Annotated in this window: 17 protein-coding genes; 6 read left to right on the top strand and 11 right to left on the bottom strand. The window is 42.6% G+C overall.

The window, feature by feature from the left end:
- Positions 1 to 113: 113 nt before the first annotated feature.
- The 5 genes from cysE to QLH32_RS03675 all read right to left on the bottom strand — a co-directional run bounded on the left by cysE (position 114) and on the right by QLH32_RS03675 (position 7,310).
- The gene (gene cysE, locus QLH32_RS03695) at positions 114 to 926 is read right to left on the bottom strand and encodes a serine O-acetyltransferase (RefSeq protein ID WP_283268151.1); all 813 of its coding nucleotides are present in this window, start codon (positions 924 to 926) and stop codon (positions 114 to 116) included.
- Positions 919 to 1,755 (bottom strand): RNA methyltransferase, encoded by an 837-nt coding sequence (locus QLH32_RS03690; protein WP_283268150.1) that lies wholly within the window; start codon positions 1,753 to 1,755, stop codon positions 919 to 921. The genes cysE and QLH32_RS03690 overlap by 8 nt, the downstream gene beginning before the upstream one ends.
- Positions 1,756 to 1,768: 13 nt before the next feature.
- Positions 1,769 to 5,332, bottom strand: coding sequence for a DNA polymerase III subunit alpha (gene dnaE / locus QLH32_RS03685; RefSeq protein ID WP_283268148.1), 3,564 nt, complete (start codon positions 5,330 to 5,332; stop codon positions 1,769 to 1,771).
- A gap of 397 nt (positions 5,333 to 5,729) precedes the next feature.
- Positions 5,730 to 6,557, bottom strand: a complete 828-nt coding sequence (locus QLH32_RS03680) for an SDR family oxidoreductase (RefSeq protein WP_283268146.1) — start codon at positions 6,555 to 6,557, stop codon at positions 5,730 to 5,732.
- A 36-nt stretch (positions 6,558 to 6,593) separates the two neighbouring features.
- Positions 6,594 to 7,310, bottom strand: coding sequence for an enoyl-CoA hydratase/isomerase family protein (locus tag QLH32_RS03675; RefSeq protein ID WP_283268144.1), 717 nt, complete (start codon positions 7,308 to 7,310; stop codon positions 6,594 to 6,596).
- Between the two features lie 119 nt (positions 7,311 to 7,429).
- On the opposite strand from QLH32_RS03675, the gene QLH32_RS03670 reads away from it, so the two are divergent.
- Entirely contained in the window at positions 7,430 to 8,512 is a 1,083-nt protein-coding gene (locus QLH32_RS03670) for a helix-turn-helix transcriptional regulator (RefSeq protein WP_283268143.1), read from the top strand.
- Here the strand turns inward: QLH32_RS03670 and QLH32_RS03665 are convergent.
- The 3 genes from QLH32_RS03665 to QLH32_RS03655 form a co-directional block, all read right to left on the bottom strand.
- Positions 8,473 to 9,903 (bottom strand): aminotransferase-like domain-containing protein, encoded by a 1,431-nt coding sequence (locus tag QLH32_RS03665; protein WP_283268141.1) that lies wholly within the window; start codon positions 9,901 to 9,903, stop codon positions 8,473 to 8,475. The two genes, QLH32_RS03670 and QLH32_RS03665, sit on opposite strands and share 40 nt — an antisense overlap.
- A gap of 195 nt (positions 9,904 to 10,098) precedes the next feature.
- A complete protein-coding gene (gene cydB, locus QLH32_RS03660; protein ID WP_283268138.1) occupies positions 10,099 to 11,103 on the bottom strand; it encodes a cytochrome d ubiquinol oxidase subunit II in 1,005 nt (334 codons plus the stop codon).
- A complete protein-coding gene (locus tag QLH32_RS03655) occupies positions 11,096 to 12,541 on the bottom strand; it encodes a cytochrome ubiquinol oxidase subunit I (protein ID WP_283268137.1) in 1,446 nt (481 codons plus the stop codon). The genes cydB and QLH32_RS03655 overlap by 8 nt, the downstream gene beginning before the upstream one ends.
- A gap of 362 nt (positions 12,542 to 12,903) precedes the next feature.
- Here QLH32_RS03655 and QLH32_RS03650 point away from each other — a divergent pair, with 362 nt between their 5' ends.
- Both QLH32_RS03650 and QLH32_RS03645 read left to right on the top strand, forming a co-directional pair.
- Positions 12,904 to 13,722: a hypothetical protein gene (locus QLH32_RS03650; protein WP_283268135.1), complete on the top strand. Its 819-nt coding sequence runs from the start codon at positions 12,904 to 12,906 to the stop codon at positions 13,720 to 13,722.
- 44 nt (positions 13,723 to 13,766) lie between these two features.
- Complete coding sequence (locus tag QLH32_RS03645) at positions 13,767 to 13,940, top strand: hypothetical protein (RefSeq protein WP_267979778.1); 174 nt, start codon at positions 13,767 to 13,769, stop codon at positions 13,938 to 13,940.
- 115 nt (positions 13,941 to 14,055) lie between these two features.
- Here the strand turns inward: QLH32_RS03645 and QLH32_RS03640 are convergent, their stop codons facing one another.
- Complete coding sequence (locus QLH32_RS03640) at positions 14,056 to 15,060, bottom strand: helix-turn-helix transcriptional regulator (protein ID WP_283268134.1); 1,005 nt, start codon at positions 15,058 to 15,060, stop codon at positions 14,056 to 14,058.
- Between the two features lie 171 nt (positions 15,061 to 15,231).
- On the opposite strand from QLH32_RS03640, the gene QLH32_RS03635 reads away from it, so the two are divergent.
- Together QLH32_RS03635 and QLH32_RS03630 are read left to right on the top strand one after the other, a co-directional pair.
- A complete protein-coding gene (locus QLH32_RS03635; RefSeq protein ID WP_283268132.1) occupies positions 15,232 to 16,233 on the top strand; it encodes a putative solute-binding protein in 1,002 nt (333 codons plus the stop codon).
- Between the two features lie 162 nt (positions 16,234 to 16,395).
- Complete coding sequence (locus tag QLH32_RS03630; RefSeq protein WP_283268130.1) at positions 16,396 to 17,403, top strand: putative solute-binding protein; 1,008 nt, start codon at positions 16,396 to 16,398, stop codon at positions 17,401 to 17,403.
- Between the two features lie 69 nt (positions 17,404 to 17,472).
- Here QLH32_RS03630 and QLH32_RS03625 read toward each other — a convergent pair whose 3' ends face one another.
- Positions 17,473 to 18,189 carry a glutamine amidotransferase gene (locus QLH32_RS03625; RefSeq protein ID WP_283268129.1) on the bottom strand — a complete coding sequence of 239 codons (717 nt, stop codon included), beginning with the start codon at positions 18,187 to 18,189 and terminating at the stop codon, positions 17,473 to 17,475.
- A gap of 30 nt (positions 18,190 to 18,219) precedes the next feature.
- The gene (locus QLH32_RS03620) at positions 18,220 to 19,185 is read right to left on the bottom strand and encodes an alpha/beta hydrolase (RefSeq protein ID WP_283268128.1); all 966 of its coding nucleotides are present in this window, start codon (positions 19,183 to 19,185) and stop codon (positions 18,220 to 18,222) included.
- A gap of 160 nt (positions 19,186 to 19,345) precedes the next feature.
- Here QLH32_RS03620 and QLH32_RS03615 point away from each other — a divergent pair, with 160 nt between their 5' ends.
- Positions 19,346 to 21,058 carry an AAA family ATPase gene (locus tag QLH32_RS03615; protein WP_283268127.1) on the top strand — a complete coding sequence of 571 codons (1,713 nt, stop codon included), beginning with the start codon at positions 19,346 to 19,348 and terminating at the stop codon, positions 21,056 to 21,058.
- Positions 21,059 to 21,197: the final 139 nt, after the last annotated feature.

The raw sequence follows: 21,197 nt of genomic DNA, 5'->3' as shown, positions 1-21,197 counted from the left end.
AATTAACTAGGTGGGTCGTTGGTTTTACCAGTCTAGGAAAAGCAAAACCAACTTGCAACGAGAAGCTTGTTACATTTCTTTATAGATAAGGTCTATTGATACCCATCTCTTGATTATGTGGCAGATGTTTTGGTTTGGGCTTCACATTCACGCCTAACTTCTTCAATGATTTTCAGTTCCTCTTTGCTAAATGGCTGTGTCTTCTGGTTTTGTCCCTTAAATGTTGGGTCCAGTAGAGAGAGGCGCTGGCAAAGGGTGTTCATGCGCTTTTCATTTTGCTGCATACGATCCAGTAAAACACGAATACCCTCTAAAATTGGGTCTGACTGATCCTGCGTGGTCGCATAAGGCTGGAAGCCGATGCTTTCCGCATAATCACGGCGGCGTGCCTCGTCCTGCTCAATCTGGGTTTTATCCTTGAAGATGTATCGTGCAGGGTTGCCAACGGCGGTTACGCCCTCAGGAACTTCCTTGGTCACAACCGCATTTGAACCGACTTTTGCCCCTTTATGAACGGTAAAGGGTCCAAGAATTTTGGCACCTGCACCAACCACCACGCCATCTTCAAGCGTAGGATGGCGCTTGCCTTTATTCCAAGTGGTGCCGCCAAGCGTAACACCATGATAAAGGGTGACATCATCACCAATTTCGGCGGTTTCACCAATCACCACACACATGCCATGATCGATAAAAAAACGTTTGCCAATTTTTGCACCAGGGTGAATTTCAATGCCTGTGGCAAACCGACTAAAGGAGGAAAGTAGACGGGCAGTACCCTTGTATTCTTTCTTCCAGAGTTCATGTGCCATACGATGCATGATCAGTGCATGAATCCCTGGATAGGTGGTGAGAACTTCCAGCGTATTGCGTGCAGCAGGATCACGTGCAAATACAGCCTGAATGTCTTCTTTAAGCTGTTTAATCATTGGAATGATCCTCCGTTGTTTTTTTCCATGAACCATTGGCTAAAGCCTGTACGCGGCTAAAGATTCCGCGTAACAAATGATATTCCATACGATCTAATTGTATCCTTCCGAATAAACGGCGCAAGCGTAACGGCAGTAAACGGGGATTACTTGGGTCTAAAAACTCGATTTCAGTCAGCATTTTTTCCAAGTGGGGGTAGAATTCTTCCATTTGCCGCTGTGTGACCAAAGGCTCATCCCACTGCATGCTTTGCTGTTGCTTGAGCTGCATATGATCATCAGGTGTTGCCGTAACTGGCGCATTTTGCTCAAGGGCAGCCATACGCAATTCATAGCACACCACCTGAATGGCCTGAGCCACATTTAACACACCATACTCAGGATTGACTGGAATAGTCAGGTGATAATTGGCAAGGGCCAACTCTTCATTGGTGAGTCCGCGATCTTCACGGCCAAACACAATCGCGATATTTTGTTGTTGGCTGGCTGCCTGCAAGGCCTCTTTTGCCGCAGGGCGAACATCAAGCAGCGGCCAGGGAATGGTTCTGCTACGGGCACTGGTTCCAAAAACCAGATGACAGTCCTGAATGGCCTGCTCCAGTGTTTCCACAATTTCAATCTGCTTAATTAAATCCTGTGCGCCAGCAGCAAGGGCATCAATGTCAGGATGCGGATATGTCTTTGGTGCAACAAGCACAAGCTTTGAAAGTCCCATGGTTTTCATGGCACGTAAGGCACTGCCGATATTGGCGGGTAGCGTGGTGTTCACCATCACAATACGCACATGATCCAAATGCTTGGACACATGATTTTGGTCAAACAGGTTCATAGATTATCCAAAATTAAGAATATTGGGAGACTTCGGCTTGATAGAGGTCTAGAGCCTCATCCATTGACATATTGTCAGGAGGCGGTGGGACAGCCGCAACTTTTGGTGTCTCAACCGCTTTGGCAGCTTTAGACTTGACCTGATATTCGATGTAAATCGCATCCTTGCCGAAATAGTCACGTAGTTTGGCGAGTAGCTCGTCAAGTGGGGCAACTTTCCATTGTGCGCCCAGCAGCAGTTCAGCGCTTGCAAAACTTTGCTCAAGCTGGATTTGCACCCCAATATGCTGACACATATCGATGTTGCGGTAAGGTAAAAGCATGCCTTGCAGGTCTTTTGCCAAAGATTTACCCATCAGGTCATGTGCTAGGCGAATCTGAATGTTCTGTGCCCGTTTTTGCCGTATTTCATTTAAATTAAATGCCTTGCTTAAACGTGCCATCGGGCGGTCGAAGCCCTCACGTTCATAAATTTCCCCTTCAATCACCACCACCTGTTCCAGTTTGATGATGTCTTTATAGCGCTGGAAACGTTCGTGGTTGCAACTGACTTCAACACGCGATGTCCCATCATCCAGGGTAATCATGATACGGTTCGGGAAGTTGGCAATATCCAGCACCAAACCTGCAAAAACAGTAGTTACACCACGACGTGTTGGCGTGAGTTCATTCAGTTTGACTGAAACGAACTGCTTTAATTCCTGACGATAAGTATCAATTGGATGACCTGTTAAATACAGGCCGAGCGTATCTTTTTCACCTTTTAAACGGACTTCATCTGACCACGGTTTGACAGGTTTGGCTGGCTTGCGCTGAACTTCCTCAACTTCACCAAACAGGTCCATAATTCCCGTTTCGCGGTTGCTGCGCGCCTGTTCAGCCGCCTGAACCGCTTCTGGAAGTTGTGCCATCAGGCTGGAACGTTCAATGCCCAGACAATCCAGCGCACCTGCACGGATCAGGGCTTCAAGTGTGCGTTTATTGATTTTTTTCAGGTCAATACGATGGCAGAAATCAAACAGGTCCTTATACTGACCTTCCTTGATCCGTGAATCAATCACAGACTGCATTGCCTGTTCGCCCACACCCTTGATCGCCCCCAAGCCATAGACAATGGTGCGTTCATCACTGGCATGGAAATGGTATAGTGATATATTGACGGAGGGCGGCAATACGTCGAGTTTATTGTTACGGCAGTCATCAATCAGGAATACAATGCTGTCGGTGTTCTGCATTTCCGATGACAATACCGCCGCCATAAATTCGGCAGGGTAATGTGCCTTTAACCATGCGGTATGATAGGCAACCAGTGCATAGGCTGCGGCGTGTGATTTGTTAAAACCATAGCCAGCAAACTTTTCCATATAGTCAAAGATATGGTTCGCGGTTGCCTCATCAATATTTTTTTCGGCAGCGCCTGTAATAAAGATTTGACGCTGCTTGACCATCTCCTCAGGTTTTTTCTTACCCATGGCTCGACGCAGCAGGTCCGCACCACCCAGCGTATAGCCTGCACAGAACTGTGCCGCCTGCATTACCTGTTCCTGATACACCATGATGCCATAGGTGGGTTCCAACACACCCTCAAGTAAAGGATGCAGATATTCAAACTCACCGCCATGCATACGGTGGATAAAGTCTGGAATCAGGTCCATTGGGCCAGGACGGTACAGGGAAACGAACGCGATAATCTCTTCAAACTTGCTCGGTCTGGCTTCCTTGAGCATCTTTTTCATGCCAACGGATTCAAACTGGAAAACCGCAGTGGTGTTTGCCTCGGCAAAGACCAGATAGGCATCTTTGTCATCCAGTTTAACATTGGCAATGTCGAGCGGTATGTCTGACTTGATTCGTTTATTAATATTCTGAACTGCATCTTCAATAACGGTCAGGTTACGCAAGCCCAGGAAGTCAAATTTGACCAGACCTGCTGCCTCAACGTCATCTTTATCGTATTGTGCAACACGGTTGGTGCCATCAGCATCACACAGTACCGCGGAATAATCAGTAATTTTACCTGGTGCAATGACCACACCACCCGCATGCTTGCCTGTGTTACGGGTAATGCCCTCAAGCTTGAGTGCCATTTCCCAGATTTCGGCGGCATCATCATGATCGGGATTGGATGGATTGGTGACGATATCCTTGAGCTGCGGCTCCATTTCAATCGCCTGCTTTAAATCCACACCCAGCGGTTTGGTGGGCACCATTTTGGAAATACGGTCCGCCAGACCATAAGACTTGCCCAGTACACGTGCAACATCACGAATCGCACCTTTGGCTGCCATAGTACCGAATGTTGCAATCTGTGAAACCGCTTCACGACCATAATTTTGTGCAACATACTCAATCACACGGTCACGGCCTGCAATGCAAAAATCCACATCAAAGTCAGGCATGGAGACACGTTCAGGATTCAGGAAACGTTCAAACAGCAGGTCATAACGCAGGGGGTCAAGATCAGTAATCTTTAAGCTATAAGCAACCAGTGAGCCTGCACCTGAACCACGGCCAGGCCCAACAGGCACACCATTATTTTTTGCCCACTGGATAAAGTCCATGACGATCAGGAAGTAACCTGGGAATCCCATTTTCAGGATAATGTCGACTTCATACTTGATTCGTTCATCATAGGGCTGGCGAACCTCTGCCCAGTCTTCACCACGTTTTTCAACTGGGTAAAGATGATTTAGGCGTTCTTCCAGACCTGTACGCGACAAATGCTCAAAATAGGTGTCGATGGTATAACCATCTGGAATCGGGAAGTCGGGTAGGAAATAAGTGCCCAACTGTAAGCTGACATTGCAGCGTTTTGCAATCTCATAGGTGTTTTCAATGGCACTTGGAATGTCTGAAAACAGTTCAGACATTTGCTCGGCCGTTTTAAAATATTGTTCAGGGCTGTAGGGCTTGGGCCGTTTGTCGTCACCTAGGACATAACCATCGGCAATGCATACACGGGCTTCATGCGCCTCAAAATCGTCCTGCTCAATAAAATGCACATCGTTGTGTGCCACCACACCAATTTGATATTTTGCAGCAAGTTTTGCAGCCTGTAGGATAAAATCCTCTTCGCCAACACGTTCGGTACGGGTTAGGGCTAAATAGACACGGTCGCCAAATTTCTCAATCCACGCTTCCAGTAACGGTTCAGCTTTCTGTGGGTTGGATGAGCAGAGCATTTTGCCAACATCGCTATGTTGACCCAGAAGAATGATCAGGTCTTCCGCCTGTTCCAGTATCCATTCTTTCTGTATGCAGGGCGTGCTGAGTTGTTGTCCCTCAATAAAACCACGCGACACAATCTCAGTTAAATTCCGCCATCCCTTGTTACTCATGGCAAGCAAGGTTGCGCGATGTTCGGCATCATTCAGGCGAATGACACTGCCCATAATGGGCTTGATGCCTTTACCCAGACATGCGCCGTAAAATTTTACCGCTGCGTGCAGGTTGGACAAATCGGTGATGGCAAGCGCAGGCATTTCTTCTGCAACAGCAACTTTGACCAAATCGGGTATGCGAACAATCGATTCGGTAATCGAGAATTCTGTATGTATACCGAGATGAACAAACTGCATAGTAAAGACGATCCTTTTTCAAACCAAGGCATAGTTTAGCATGCAAACTTATAATGACATGCTTAATATTTTGGCAAACCGTATGGCTACCTGATTATTTGGGTTAAATTGGAAAAATAATTTTTTATTTTTATATGCTTATAAATCAAAAGCTAAGATGAATATATTTGTGGTTGGAATGTGATTGCTCAAATTTTATCTGTTTATGAATGGTGCTGGTTCCTAACCTTGCTGGTGGATATGTACAGTTAAAAAAATTGGAGACTTATATGAAATTTACCGTTTTCAAGATTGAAAGACAGCTTTTCTGCTGCTTTCAACCTTGATAAATAGTGGGAAACTAAGTGATTCAGTTCCAGCATTTGAGTAAGTCGTTAAAAATGATGTTGAACTCAAATCAATCCAGAAAAAAGTCTTTTTGTAGTTGGGTATTGCCACTGACACAGGCATACTGAGTGAAATCAGTGATACCAATACGCGCCAACGCTTGTTCATCGGTTAGGCTTTGTCCTGTCAGTTCACCTTTCGCCGTACTATAAATCGTAAAAGCTGCATCTGCCATGATCTCTGGTTTTCGGCTCAGTTGTTGCGTATTTTCCTCACCTAGGTTTTTCGAAACTGCTGCTGTTGCGATATAGGTCTCAGGCCATAGCGTATTACAGGAAATGCCATAGTGACGGAACTCTTCTGCCATACCGAGCGTCAGGATCGTCATACCATACTTAGACAGCGCATAAGGCGAGAGCATCCCCAACCATTTCTGTGACATATTCACAGGTGGCGATAGACTCAGAATATGCGGGTGTTGTGCTTGTTTGAGATAGGGTAAAGCGGCTTGCGCACAAATAAAGGTTGCACGGTGGTTAATGGTTTGGATCAGGTCATATTGTTTTAATGAAGTGGCTTCGACACCTGTGAGCGCAATCGCACCCGCATTATTAATCAGTACATCAATACCACCAAAGTTCTTGGCTGCTTGTTGCATGGCAGCATGGATCTGCTGTTCATCTCGCACATCTAAAAGTAAGGGCAGTACTTTGCCACCAGCAGCTTCAATCTCTTCAGCGACGCTATAAATTGTGCCTGTTAATTTGGCTGTTTCCACTTCAGTTTTTGCCGCTATGACAACATTTGCCCCAGCTTGTGCTGCTTTTAACGCAATGGCTCGGCCAATTCCGCGGCTGCCACCAGTAATAAAAATGGTTTTTCCTTGCATATTACTCATGTCGATGTCCTATATTTAATTTTTATCAATATGTCGTTAAATCATAAAAGGATGTGCAAATTTTTCTGGATTGTAGAGCTGTCGTTGTTTGGCAATTTCAACAATGCGATGGCGTAACTGACGTTTGATCACGGCATAGGTTAGGCGATGCTTTTGTGACATCTCTTCGGCAAACTTAAATACTTCAGTATTTAATGATTCGGCAGGATGAATCTGATGAACCACATGTGCGTCTAAACATTCGAGTCCAGTCATAGATTTACCCGTTAATGACATCTCCCAAATCGCATGTTGATTGGGAATGAGCTGCACAATCTCTGCAATACAGTCAGTGAAAGGAATAGTGAGTTTGACTTCGGGAAAGCAAAAGCGTCCTTTGTCTGCCCGCATCAAGCGGAAGTCGCATGCCGATGCCAAGATTGCACCGCCTGCATAAGCATTGCCATTAATTTCCGCAATGACAGGGAGGTTAAGCAAGGCCAAGCGCAGCAGCATATTTTCCAGTTGCGTGGTAAAAGCTTTTTTATCTTGCATGGATTGCTGCATTAACCATGCGAGGTCTAAGCCATTGCAAAAAGTCTTGGGGTAGTCGCTTCGAATGACTAGGCAAGCATTATGCGAATGGCGCTCGATCTCATCAAAGATCTCGATATATTCATTCAGCACATCTTGATTTAAGACATTTTCCTGATCGCCATTGGTTAAGGTGAGAACATAAATAGACTGCTGTTGATCAAGCGTCATGGTGGTCATTGAAGCGCTTCCTCATTCTGCGATGGTTGATTGATTGCAGTCATTATTTCGAATAAAACACTCGCACAATAGGTGTGACTATGCCATATTGATGATCATTTTAGGACAGTGGATGTGCGATGCGAGATCCTTTTGGATTGTTTCAAGAAACCATCTCGGTTTCTTATGCACATTTATTATTAGAAATTGTGCATGATTATGCCATTGATATTGAAATAGTTTTATCTGGTACAGGATTGGTGCTGGCAGAAATGAAACAAGCCGATGCCAAAATGAGTGCGCATCAATGGTCAAAGCTAGTGGTGAATGCTTTAAGGCTGACGGATAATCCAAGGCTTGGGATTGAATATGGTTTTAAATTACGTCCCACTTCGCATGGAGCCTTAGGTTTTGCATTTCTGAGCTGTACGGATGTTGAAACTGCATTAACGCTGTGCCAACAGTATTTCTGTACACGAATCCAGAACTTTACCCCTGAATGGTACATGGATGAAGACTTTGTCTATGTCTATTTGGATGGTGTACATCCTGTTAAATTTGGCAATGAACAGCAATCTGATCAATTACGACACTTTCTGATTGAAAGTTTGCTATTTGGGGCGATTCATTTTTTAGCTTTGTTTTCTGAAAAAATTGTTGAACGTTGTGAGGTCTTTGTTGATTGGGCCGATGCACAAAATTATAAACGTATCGATTTATCTCAGATCAAGATTCATTTTAATCAGCAACGCAATGGCCTGCGCTTCCCCAAGCAATATCTGCATTGTAAAAATCCTAATGCTGATCAAGTCGCATTCCAGCAGGCATTATTGTATTGCGAAAATGACAAATTGAAATTACTCAAAGAATCGGTGCGAGACCTGCAGAAAAGTATTCGTTCTGAGTTGTTGTATAAAGCTGGCAATACTTATCCGACATTAGCGTTGATTGCACAGCGGTTGAATATGTCTGAACGAACCATCAAGCGACATTTACAAGCACAAGGAACGACGTTCTTGCAGATTTTGGCTGAGGTACGTTTTAGTCAAGCCAAAAAGTTACTGCAACAGCCACAATATACTATTCAGGATGTTGCAGCTCTGGTGGGGTATGAAGAACCCACAAATTTTATTCGCGCCTTTAAAAAAATGTTTGGGGAAACACCGAGTCAGTATCGGAAAAGCTATTTGTCCAAGGCTGATTCATCCGACATCGCCAACTGAACCGTTTCAATAAAGCGTTCTAACGAATGCTGAATCTGTTCTGTCCATTCAAAGGAACAATTCATACGAATAAAATGTTGATGTGAGGGCAACACATTAAATAAAGGGCTTGGCGCAACGCCGACCTGTTGTTGAATCAGCTGTTCATAGATTTGCATACTGCTTACTTTGTCTGGCAACTGAATCCAGAGAAAATAGCCACTTGGATAGTTATATACCTTACAGTCTTTCGGTAGATGTTGTTTGAGATATTGAAAGAATTGTTTTTTATTCTTTTCCAAAGCCCGTCTAAGCGTTCTTAAATGCTTTTCATAATGATGATGGGAGAGAAACTCCACCAGTGCATTCTGGATCAGCGCATTGGCTGAAATGGTGCTCATTAATTGCAAATGCTGAATATGTTCGGAAAATTTGCCAGCATAGACCCATCCCATACGGAACCCCGAACCCAAGGTTTTAGAAAAAGAAGAGCAGTGCAACACCAGATTTTGCTGATCGAAATACTTCATGGGTAGCGGCTTTTGATTGCCATAAAACAGTTCTTCATAGACATCATCTTCGATCAAATGAATTTGATGTTCATGCAATAGCTTGGCAATTTTATATTTGATCTCATCGCTGACGGTAAAGCCAATCGGGTTATGTGCGTTCAACATAAACCAGCACACTTTGATCGGATAGTTTTTAATGACTTGTTCAAAAGCTTCAATATCAAAGCCATGTTGTGGATGTTCTGGGAGGGTAATCACCTTGAGTCCCAAACGTTCAGCTGCCTGCCATGCGCCATAGAAGATGGTTTGCTGCAATAAAATATAGTCACCTGGTTGAGTAATTGCTTGCAGGGATAGATTCAATGCTTCTAAACCACCCGATGTAATGACAATGTCATCTGCATCGGTTGGAATCCCTTGCATACAATAGCGTTGAGCAATGAGTTTTCTGAGTGCTAAATTCCCAGGTGGTAGGTTGGTGGTTTGATCATAACTATGGCGATTGCGGGAAAGTTGTCCCATGATCTGAATCAGTTTGGGGGGATAGAGTAATTGACTATCTGGAAATGCAGAACCTAGTGGGCTGACCTGTTTGGATTGAATCGACTTCAGGTATTTAAACACCAAGGAGTTAATTTCAATTTTGGGATTTAAAGAGACCACCGAATAGGCCTGTGGAATCTGAATATGATTTTGCTCAGCGACAAAATAACCTGACTTTTCTTTTGAATAAATCAATCCTTGCGCTTCCAGTTCTTGGTAAGCGTTCATCACGGTAATTAAGCTAAACCCTGATCGTTGCACTTGCTCACGTAAAGAAGGAAGTTTGCTGTGCGGCTGCCATGATCCATTTTCAATGAGAAGTTTCAGGTTGTGCGCTAATTGTTCTGATTTATACATAAAGTAAAGTGAATCCATCTTGATGGAACAGCTTTTATGCAAGCTGCTCCATCTCTTTTTTAATAAGCAAACATCAATAGCAGTCTAAAGAGACCTGCAATGATGGCGAGTGCAAAAAAACCAACTAACCATAAGATTATAAACCATTGCGTTTGGCTTAAATGCAGAGATTTAATTTTCATGCAAAGCAGCTCCTTAGTGATAACCCGTATCTCCGACCCGTACTTTATCTCTAAACACCCAGTACGACAGGATGGTATAGGCGATAATGATTGGGATGAGAATTACTGCACCAACCAATGCAAATTTCTGACTAGAATGCGGTGCTGCGGCTTCCCAAATCGTGACCGATGGCGGAATGATATTCGGCCAGAGGCTGATCACAAATCCAGTAAAGGCCAAGAACACTAAGGCTAAGGTAAAGATAAAGGGTTTAAAATCTTGACGCTCTTTACATGCTTTTAAAATTAAGAATGTAAACAGTAGTACTAAGATGGGTACAGGGCTAAAATACAGGAGATTCGGTAAGGCAAACCAACGCGCTGCAATTTCAGGATGGGTCAGTGGGGTATAGAGACTGACACCTGCAAAGACTACAAATAGCAAAATGATCAGCTTAGGCATCAGCCCATACATTTGATCTCGTAGTTCATGGTCGGTTTTCATAATCAGCCAGCCACAACCGAGAGCCGCATACATGGCAACCACACCCAACCCCGTAAATAAGGCGAAAGGAGTGAACCAATCTAAACCTGAACCTGAGAAAATCCCATTGGTGGTTTGGATGCCTTGAATATAAGCGCCTAAAATCACGCCTTGCAGGAAGCTGGACAGAATTGAACCCCAGATAAAAGCCTGATCCCACAAATGCTTGGTGCGATTCGCCTTAAAACGAAACTCAAAGGCAACACCACGAAAAATCAGGGCAATCACCATCAGGGTAATCGGCATATACAACGCAGACAGTACAGTTGAATAGACCAATGGGAAGGCTGCAAACAAGCCTGCGCCACCAAGTACCATCCATGTTTCATTGCCATCCCAGACAGGCGCGACGGTGTTCATCATCACATCACGTTCTTCGCGGCTTTTGATGAAAGGGAATAGAATCCCGATCCCGAGATCAAAACCATCCAAAATGACATAGATCAGGACACCGAGACCGATAATGCCGACCCAAATCAGAGATAAATCAATCATGGTGTTTCTCCTTATTCGGGTCTTGCTGATCAATACTTTCATCAACCGCACTTAAAGGACGCATTGGGGTTTTAAAATGGCCATGACCTGCTGGCTCAAGATCAATCGCCTCAATAAATTCAGGACCTTTTTTCAGTAGTTTCAGCATGTAGTAAATACCGCTACCAAACACCATGGCATAGACCACCACGAAAATGATCAAGCTGATCCCGACCTGATCAGCAGTTACCGTATGTGACAAACCATCTTTGGTGCGCATCACCCCATAAATTACCCAAGGTTGACGGCCAACTTCGGTAGTGACCCATCCCGCCAATAAGGCAATATAGCCTGTAGGTCCCATGACAAAAGCGAATTTATGAAACCAAGATGAACCATAAAGCTTGCCTTTTTTACGTAGCCATAAGGCAATAAACGAGAGCAGCACCATCAACATGCCAAGTCCAACCATGACACGGAAACTCCAGAATACAATGGTGGCATTCGGACGATCTTCAGGTGCGAAATCTTTTAGGCCTGTCACTTTGCCATCTATGGAGTGGGTCAGGATCAGACTGCCAAGATGAGGAATGCCGATTTCATAGCGGTTTTCTTCACTGTTCATATCAGGAATGGCAAATAAAAGGAGTGGCATAGACTCATTGTGATTGGTTTCCCAATGCCCTTCGATAGCGGCCAATTTGGCGGGCTGATGTTTCAGAGTGTTTAAACCATGATTATCACCAATCACCACTTGCAAGCACGAGGTAACAAGCACCATCCATAGACCCATTGAAAAGGATTTTTTGACCAGTTCATCACGACGGCCTTTGATCAGATGCCATGCAGCAGTACCCACCACCAGTAAGGAGGACACTAAAAATGCAGCGGCTGCCATATGGGCAAAGCGATAAGGGAAAGAGGGATTAAATACAATCGCCCACCAATCGGTTGGAATAATGATGCCATTCTCAATGGTAAAACCTTGCGGGGTTTGCATCCAACTGTTGGAGGAGAGAATCCAGAACATGGAGATACAAGTACCAATGGCGACCATCAAGGTGGCAAAGAAGTGGGCTTTGGGGCTGACTCGTCCCCAACCAAACAGCATGATGCCCAAGAAGCCCGCTTCCAAGAAGAATGCACTGAGCACTTCATAAGTTAGTAAGGGGCCAGTCACACTTCCCGCAATACGGGAAAATTCACTCCAGTTGGTACCAAACTGGTAGCTCATCACCACCCCAGATACGACCCCCATTCCAAAGGCAACGGCAAAGATTTTGATCCAGAATTTAAACAGATCTTTGTAAATCGGGTTTTGAGTACGAAGCCATTTCCATTCCAGCATGGCAAGGAAACAGGCGAGACCTATCGAGGTGGCGGGAAAGATAATGTGAAATGAAACAGTAAATGCAAACTGTATTCGGGCTAATTCTAAAGCAGTGAGACCGAGATCCATATATCCTCTCCTATAACAGACCAGCAAAAGCAGTCGCTAGGAAAATGTGAAAGAGCAGTTCTTAAATGGTTAAAAAATAAGATTAGAGTCGGTGTGCTCAATTCTCATGCAGAACCATTTTCAGTTCTATTCATCATCTGCTGTTATGGTGTGTAGGAGTAGATACACATTCTTATGATTTTTTTATAACAGACAAAGCAAAAATAAAACATCTGTTATATTTTTTTAGACAGCCTCTGTAGCTATTCAGCGATTGATATCTTCTACAAAATAACACTAAGAACGGTACGGCTTGTTAAATAGTGTACAAAACGTACAGATCAATCAAAAGACAATGGTTTGGCTGAAAGGTGGGTAGGGCGATGTTTGTAACTAAAGAACTTAATGCGATAACCCAGCTTTTTCAGGATGGCGAGGTTTCGCAAGCAGTACAAGAACAGCTACATCTTGACTATGTAAATCTTGAAGCAACCTTGTTACGAGGCAAGGTATTAAGAGACTTTTCTAAAGAGAAAGTCGCTTATATTGTGCAAGCAAAAATAGAGGAAAATGACAATAATCTTGGGTATTTGTTTGCCCCATTTATTATTGCCAATTTAAATCAGCCCGTGATTTATACAACACCGATTTCAACCGCTGTTCTGGCGATCCTGAATCAATATTATCAGGCTGAGAAAAGTGTCAATTTAAAAATTGAAGAAGTGCTCCAAAGCCTAAAACTTTATGTGGATTTGGTTGAACAGCCTAAAAAGGAAGCTAATTTTCTGTTTCGAACTTTAGTCAAAGCCCTTTGTCGAACAGATATTTCCCATCTTTTCTTGATTACACATTTACCTGTAGACCAGCATCAAATTCAAATCTTGCAGGAGTATTTGCAGATAAAAATTGACGTGATTTGCTGTGATACAGCAGAGCGTAGTATTAATGATAAATTAATTAATACTCGAAAATTATTGTTTAAAAACAAAGATGAGTTTCATAAAGTTATTTGTACTTTGTTTTCGAACCTGAATGCGCAACTGGTGGCACAGATTGGCCAGTTTAGCCAAAAACAGGCCGCTCATTTAATTGAGGATATGTTTTATTCAGAACACATTTTTGAAAAGTTGTCGGTCTATGCTGAATATATGCAAACCCGTATTCAAAATGGTGCCAGTTACAGGGCTTTATCCATGATGTAGATAATGCAGCATTGAATTTTAGTATTTAAATAGGAGCAGACGATATGTCTCAAGAGCAAGCAAAATTCCCATACCTTACTGTTGGGATTAGTATTTTACTTGGCTGTTTATTCCTGGTTTTCTTCTTTCTTGCGGTCAGTAATGAACCAGATTATATGCCATCACAGCAAAAGCAGAATACGGCACAGATGCAACAGTCAACGCAGGCTAATAAATAAGTTTGGGTATGGCGCACAATATAAGGTTTATCTTTCTTACTGGCGATTCGAGCATTCACCAGTAAGCTTTTTTGACGCTTATGACTTTTTATTTATTCAGGGCTAGCTATTAAACTCAATAACGTCTTGGCGACTTTCCTGTCCAGCGTTTAAATGCACGTGAGAAGTTTTTGGTATTGGTATAACCAAGATGGTTTGCGATATGTTCAAGTGATAAATTTGGATTTTTGAGTAATTGCGTTGCTTTTTCACACCTTACTTTGTCTACTAATTCTCTAAAACTGGTATTTTCACTTTCTAATTTTCGTTGTAAAGCACGCTCAGAGATTTGTATTTTTTCTAAGATATCTGATAAAGGACTGATTCCCATCGCCTCATCATAAATTAGATCTTGTATTGTACTGATAAAGCTGTTTTGTTTTAAAAGCTTACGTAATTGGTATTTACATTCTTCTCTTGCGAAACGTCCTGCAATTGCATCTGAATGAAGTAGGGGAATATCTAAAATTTCTTTTTTAAATTCTAGGCAGGTAACAGGGCGATTAAATCTTACTTTGCCAGGAATTAAGGGAAGTAATTTATCAAAATAGTCAGGTTTATTAAATTGGACATCAGCAAAGCCTGTTAGGGTATGTCCAGAAATACTTTTCCCCATTTGTGCAAACCCAAGCAATAAAGCAATTTGGATGACTTCATCCAGATAATAAGCTTCAGTTTGTTCAAATGTGATAAGCGCATGATCATCCACAATTTCCAGTTTAATGGTATGTATACTGGATTGGAGTGAAATGAATTCCTGGGCAACATTGAGTGCCTGTTTGACATTTTCAGCCAGCATGGCAGCCATTCCCATTAACCCATGACAGGTAATGGTCATTTGCATGCCTAAATAAAAACCAAACTCTAAAGTTGGAACCTGTGTAAGTTCAAGTGCCCGCTTTAGGATGCCCATGACAATCTTGGCATCTGCACGCCATAAGGGTTGTACCAGCTGCTCTGCGTGGAAACCTGAGTCTTTTAATAATTCATCTGCAGAAATATCCCAACGGGATACAACATCCAAGATCAGGGCGATATAGGTGCCAGGAACAGTTTTTTCTAATTCTTTATTGAATGTCATAAAAATGCGATGTCGGAAAATGATACTAAAATGGCTTGATAAGAACTATTACAACATTTTTTTATATTTAAAAATAGCTTCACCAATCCCCTAAGTAAATAGACCACGTTTTAAAACAGTTTATGTTTTTCTATGGGATTGAATAGATTAAGAATAACACTAGGATTCGTAATGAAAAACGGAATTTTGATTGCAGCCTTAATGACAGTTTTCTCAACGACAACATATGCGAAAGTCGATATTTGTGTATTCGATTTACTGGGTAAGGCTGGTGAGTCGTATAAGATGGTCGAAGAGTGGGCATTGGCCGCAAAGTCCTGGAATGCTGATCTAAACCTGATTCCATATCAGGATGAAGCCAAGGCACAAAATGATTTTGAAGACGGAAAATGCGATGGTGTTTCCATGACATCAATGCGTGCCCGTAAATACAATAAGTTTGCGGGATCAATTGATGCCTTGGGTGCAATCACCAGCAATTCGATTGCGCAAAAAGCCATTACCTATGTACTAGACCCCCGCAATAAGCATCGTATGGTGACAAAGGTAGAGGGGGATGAATTTGAGGTTGCTGTTATCGCTCAAATTGGTTTGGCCTATGTGTTTGTACACGATAAAAATATCAATACCATTGAAAAAGGCAAAGGTAAACGGTTTGCCTATTTACACTATGACCAGGCCCAGAAAATGATTGTGGAACGTCTGGAACTGGTCGGTGTCCCTTCTGAAATTTCAGATTTTGCCAAGAAATTTAATAATAACCAGGTGGACGTGATTGCTGCACCAGCCTATGCCTATAAACCATTGGAAATTGCAAAAGGTCTAGGGGCAAATGGTGCCATGTTTAATTTTCCTGTTATCAATTTAACGGGCGACATCATTATTCGCCCAGACAAATTCCCTGCTAATTTTGGATTGAAGTCACGTGACTGGGCGATTAAGCAACTTCCCAAAAACTTTGCCACCGTTGCGCGTCTGGAAGCAGAAATTCCTGCCAAATATAAGCAGGGGCTTTCTGCTGAAGATAAACGTCGTTATCAACAAATGTTGAGAGATGGGCGAATCGAACTGACTAAATTGGGAGTTTATGACCCAGTGATGATGGGAGTTCTGAAACGTGCCCGTTGTACAGTGGAACGAACAAATTTTGAGTGTTCTTTAAGTGGAGAATAGCCAACCTGTTGTTCAGGCACTTAAATAATTGACTGATCCTACTGTAATTATAAAATGCGGCAAAAAATAAATAACGATGATTTGGATAATCGTTATGAGTAGAAAGGCACATTCAGTGCCCAATGAAGAAAACAAACATAAGGTTTGTGAAAGGAAGAAAATATGAAAAAAGTTGCACTAGCCATCGTAACGACTTTTCTTATGGGAATGTCGATTTCTGCTCAGGCAAAAGTGGATGTCTGTGTTTTTGACATCTTGGGAAAGTCTGGTGAGGCTTATAAAATGATGCAGGACTGGGCATTGGCAGCAAAAGGCTGGGGTGCTGATGTCAATTTAATGGCAATTACAGATGAAGCTGTTGCTGATAATGACTTTAAGGCAGCCAAGTGCGATGCGGTTGCAATGACATCCATGCGTGCACGTCCATATAATAAATATGTGGGTTCTATTGACTCATTAGGTGGTGTTCCAAGTGATGAGATTGCAAAGCGCGCAATCACTTTCGTTTCAGATGCACGTAACGCCGCCAAAATGACCACCAATCTTGGTGGTAACAAATATGAAGTAGCGGGCATTTCACCACTAGGCTCAGCTTATATTTTCGTTCGTGATAAAAGCATCAACTCAATTGAAAAAGCAGCAGGTAAAAAGTTTGCTGTCTTGGGCTATGACGATGCACAGAAACTGATTGTACAACGTGTTGGTGCTCAAGCGGTACTTTCTGACATTTCAAACTTTGCCGCCAAGTTTAATAATGGTCAGGTTGATATGATTGGTGCGCCAGCCTATGCCTACAAACCATTAGAGTTAAGTAAGGGGCTGGGTACAAACGGTGTGATGTATAATTTCCCTGTGCTGCAAGTGACAGCAAACCTTGTATTACGCCCTGAGAAATTTCCAGCAGGCTTTGGTCAAAAATCTCGTGAATGGTTTGTAAAACAGCTTCCAAAAACATTCGCAACCATTAAGCGTCTGGAATCTGAAATCCCTGCAAAATATAAAATGGACTTAACGCCTGAAGATAAACTGAAATACCAAAAAATGATGCGTGATGGTCGTATTGAACTAACACAACGTGGGATCTACGATGCGGGCATGATGTCTGTTTTGAAGAAAGCACGTTGTTCAGTGGATAAGGCGAACTTTGAATGTTCTTTGGCAGGTGAATAGTCCAGGACATATCATTCAAAAATCAAAAAGCCTAGATCATCTAGGCTTTTTGATTTCCACTATTTTATTTTAATGGCTAAGATTTTCTAAAAAACGCTGGATAATTTTTTGTGCCTGATTTTCCAATTGGGCTGCATAAAGCAGATTATCCTGTCTTAACTGGGGAATAGACAAATTGGCATGACGTATTTCGCAGGTATGACCAATCAACCATTTTTCAAAACTGTGTTGACTGACTTCCAGATGAAACTGCAAGGCTAAAATCTGCTTTCCAACAGCAAAGGCTTGATGAGGATAAACATCTGAACTTGCTAATAAGGTCGCATGATCTGGTAAGTCGAATGTGTCGCCATGCCAGTGCAATACATGGGTATCTTCAAGCGCTGCCAGAATATTTTCAGCAACAGGCTGAATGTCCAGTTTGCCCCAGCCAATCTCTTTTTGGTGTCCAGCATAGACTTTGGCTCCCAGTGCATGTGCAATTAACTGCGCCCCCAGACAAATACCAATCGTGGGTTTATTGGCTGCCAAACGCTGTTTAAGCAACTCAATCTCATCAATCAGGAAAGGGTAGTCCTCAGTTTCATAAACACCAATCGGACCACCGAGGATGATGGTTAAACCCTCATAATTGAGGGCTGGGCTAAGATCGTCAACACCCGCCTCGAAATAACGGACGCGGAAACCAAGTTGATAAAAAGCATCTTCCAGAGAACCTAAATCCTCAAAGGCAAGATGTTGAATTGCATAAACTGTTTTAGGTAATGAAGCTGCTATTGTATTCATGGTTTATAAGGTCACTATATTGGAAGTGAGTTAAGGCATCTTTTGCTCAAGCCAGGCAAATAAGTCTTGGTAGACTTTTTCCCGTACTGGTGGGGCTGAAAGTACCAGATCATGCAAGCCGTTGTGTACTGATAAGGTTTGTATATCACCTTTCATTTTTTTGGCATTATTGGTCATGTCCTTAACATCAAGAATGACATCACTTTGCTGGGCATCAATTCCCCATTTTTTAGGGTATTTGGATTGATGTGAATGCATGATCAGGGTTGGAATATTCAGTGTAATCCCTTTATGGATCTCTTTTTGCGCTTCATGGATGGCATGAACAAAGCACAGTTGTACAAATGGCATGGATTCAGGTTTCCATTCCAGATTAAACTCCCATTCACCATGAAATTTTTTATGCAAACTTGGTACATACCACGGGTTTAGGCCACTTGGAAACTTGGCATTTGGGAAACGCTTGCCAAATTCGCTCAGCAGTGGAATCCCCACTTTTTTCTCAATGATACTCTTAAAGAAATCATAAAATGGACTATTTGCCCATAACGCCTTAACCAGACGATGGTCAGGATAATGTGCTGCATATAGGGTTGTGATCAACCCACCTGTTGAATGTCCAGCAAGCAAAACCTGATTATGGTTTTCCTGACCGATAATCTCCAGTGACTTGCTGATTTCAGCATCATATTCACGTAAATCCCGCACGTAATACAGGGTTTGATGGGGGAGTTTGGAACGCCCATATTTTCTAAGGTCAAGTGCGTAGAAGTCATAGCCATGCTGGTTGAACTGTTCAGCCATTTCTTTTTGAAAGAAATAATCCGTGAAGCCATGAACGTACAACACAGCCTTTTTGGTTGCTTGAGCAGCTTTTTTTCGAACCAATGTCGCAACAACTTTCCCATCATAATCATCAGCAAAGTTCAGGGTCAGTTGCTGATAACCATCCCCTAGGATATCTGGTTGATAAGTATAAAAATTTGAAGTATTCATTTTTGATATAAAGTCTAAATTCATTCATCAATACATTAAATGAAAACATCTGGATGTCAATGGCAATCTGAGATATGAGTGGTTTTCCAGATCGGTTTAGGTTTTTATTTTTGAGAAAAAATCGGTAAGCTATGGGCTGCTACTTTTACCTGATGAAATTATGAAACAAGAGACTGCACTGAAACTATTGAAAGCTGGAGAAAATGTTTTTTTAACGGGTTCAGCAGGTGCAGGAAAAACCTATACGCTTAATCAATACATCAATTATCTAAAGGCACGCAAGGTGCCTGTTGCCATTACTGCATCTACAGGGATTGCCGCAACGCACATGAATGGCATGACCATTCATACCTGGGCGGGTATTGGGATTAAAGACAGTTTGAGTGATGATGATCTCAAGCGTATGAAAGAGCGTAAATATTTAAAAGAGCATCTGGAAAATGCGCAGGTTCTCATCATTGATGAAATCTCAATGCTGCATGCCAAGCAGCTGAATCTGGTCAATCAGGTATTAAAATACTTTAAAGAAAGTGATGAGGCGTTTGGCGGTATTCAGGTCATTGTCGCTGGCGATTTTTTCCAGTTGCCACCAGTCGGGCGTAATGGTGAAGCCAATCGGGATAAATTCTGCTTTATGTCTGAGGCCTGGGTGGAGGCGAAATTTCGGGTGTGTTATCTCACCGAACAACACCGTCAGGATGATGAAATCCTCAACCAGATTTTAAATGCGATTCGGGCGCAAAGTATTCAAACCGACCATATCCGAGCGCTACAGCAATCACGCCAGCAGGATATTGGTGAAACCTTTACCCGTTTATATACCCATAATATGGATGTCGATAATATCAATTATCAACATTTGAATGAGATTGACAATGAAAGCCATCAGTTTAATGCGGTGCTGGATGGTAATGAAAAGCTGATCGAAACATTGAAATCGTCTGTACGTGCGCCTGAAGAACTGACCCTAAAAAAGCATGCCAAAGTAATGTTTGTGAAAAACAACTTTGATTTGGGCTATATCAATGGCAGCTTGGGAGAAGTGATTGGTTTTGAGGAAGATGATCAGAATGGTATTTTGCCTAAAGTAAAATTGACCGATGGTACAACTTTATTGGTTGAGCCAGAAACATGGTCGATTGAAAACGAGGCAGGCAAGGTGATTGCCAGTTTTCAGCAGATTCCCTTACGTTTGGCCTGGGCAATCACCATCCATAAAAGTCAGGGCATGACACTGGAAGCCGCAGAAATCAACCTGACCCATACCTTTGAAAAAGGTCAGGGCTATGTGGCTTTATCGCGGTTAAAGTCCCTGAATGGCTTAAAACTACTGGGTTTTAATGATCAGGCCTTGGAGCTGGATAGTCTGGCCATTAAGGCGGATCGCCGTTTTCAGGAACTCTCTGCTGAAGCCGAAGTCAATTTTGAAAATGTTGATTTAACCCCACAGCAAAATGCCTTTATCCGTCATTGTGGTGGTACGTTAAATCCGACTGAAATTAGCCGTAATGAGAAAAAACTTAGCAAGGGTGGAAAGCAAAGTTATGCCACCGCAACTCTGGATGAAACCAAGGCGCTGTTTGAAGAGGGTTATGATATTGAAGATATTGCCAGTGAAAGAGGACTGACCCCTGCAACCATCATCAATCATTTGGCACGTTTGCACAAAGAACAGAATCTGGATATTTCAGTCGCCCATCCTGGCGATGAAGTAGTGGAAGAGGTGCGCAAAATCTATAAGAAATTGCAAAAGCGCCAAAATCCTGAACATTTCACTGAAGATGGCTCAATCAAGCTGCGTCCAATTGTAGAGGCAACCAGTCCACGTATGGCTTATGATCAAGTGCGTTTAGCCTTATTGTTTATTGAATAGAGGCAGGAAAATGCTACATCTGATCTGTATAGAAATACTGGATGTGCCAAAAGAATATTATTTTAAGGCAGAAATTTAGGTGAGGAGTTAAAAGCGCAATCCTGATCAAGTTTGAAAAATCTGAATCTGGCAAATTAGC

It is taken from the genome of Acinetobacter corruptisaponis, assembly GCF_030053775.1.
GTDB lineage: Bacteria > Pseudomonadota > Gammaproteobacteria > Pseudomonadales > Moraxellaceae > Acinetobacter > Acinetobacter corruptisaponis.
Note: the sequence above shows the minus strand (reverse complement) of the source record. Positions and strands in the feature narration are given on the sequence as shown.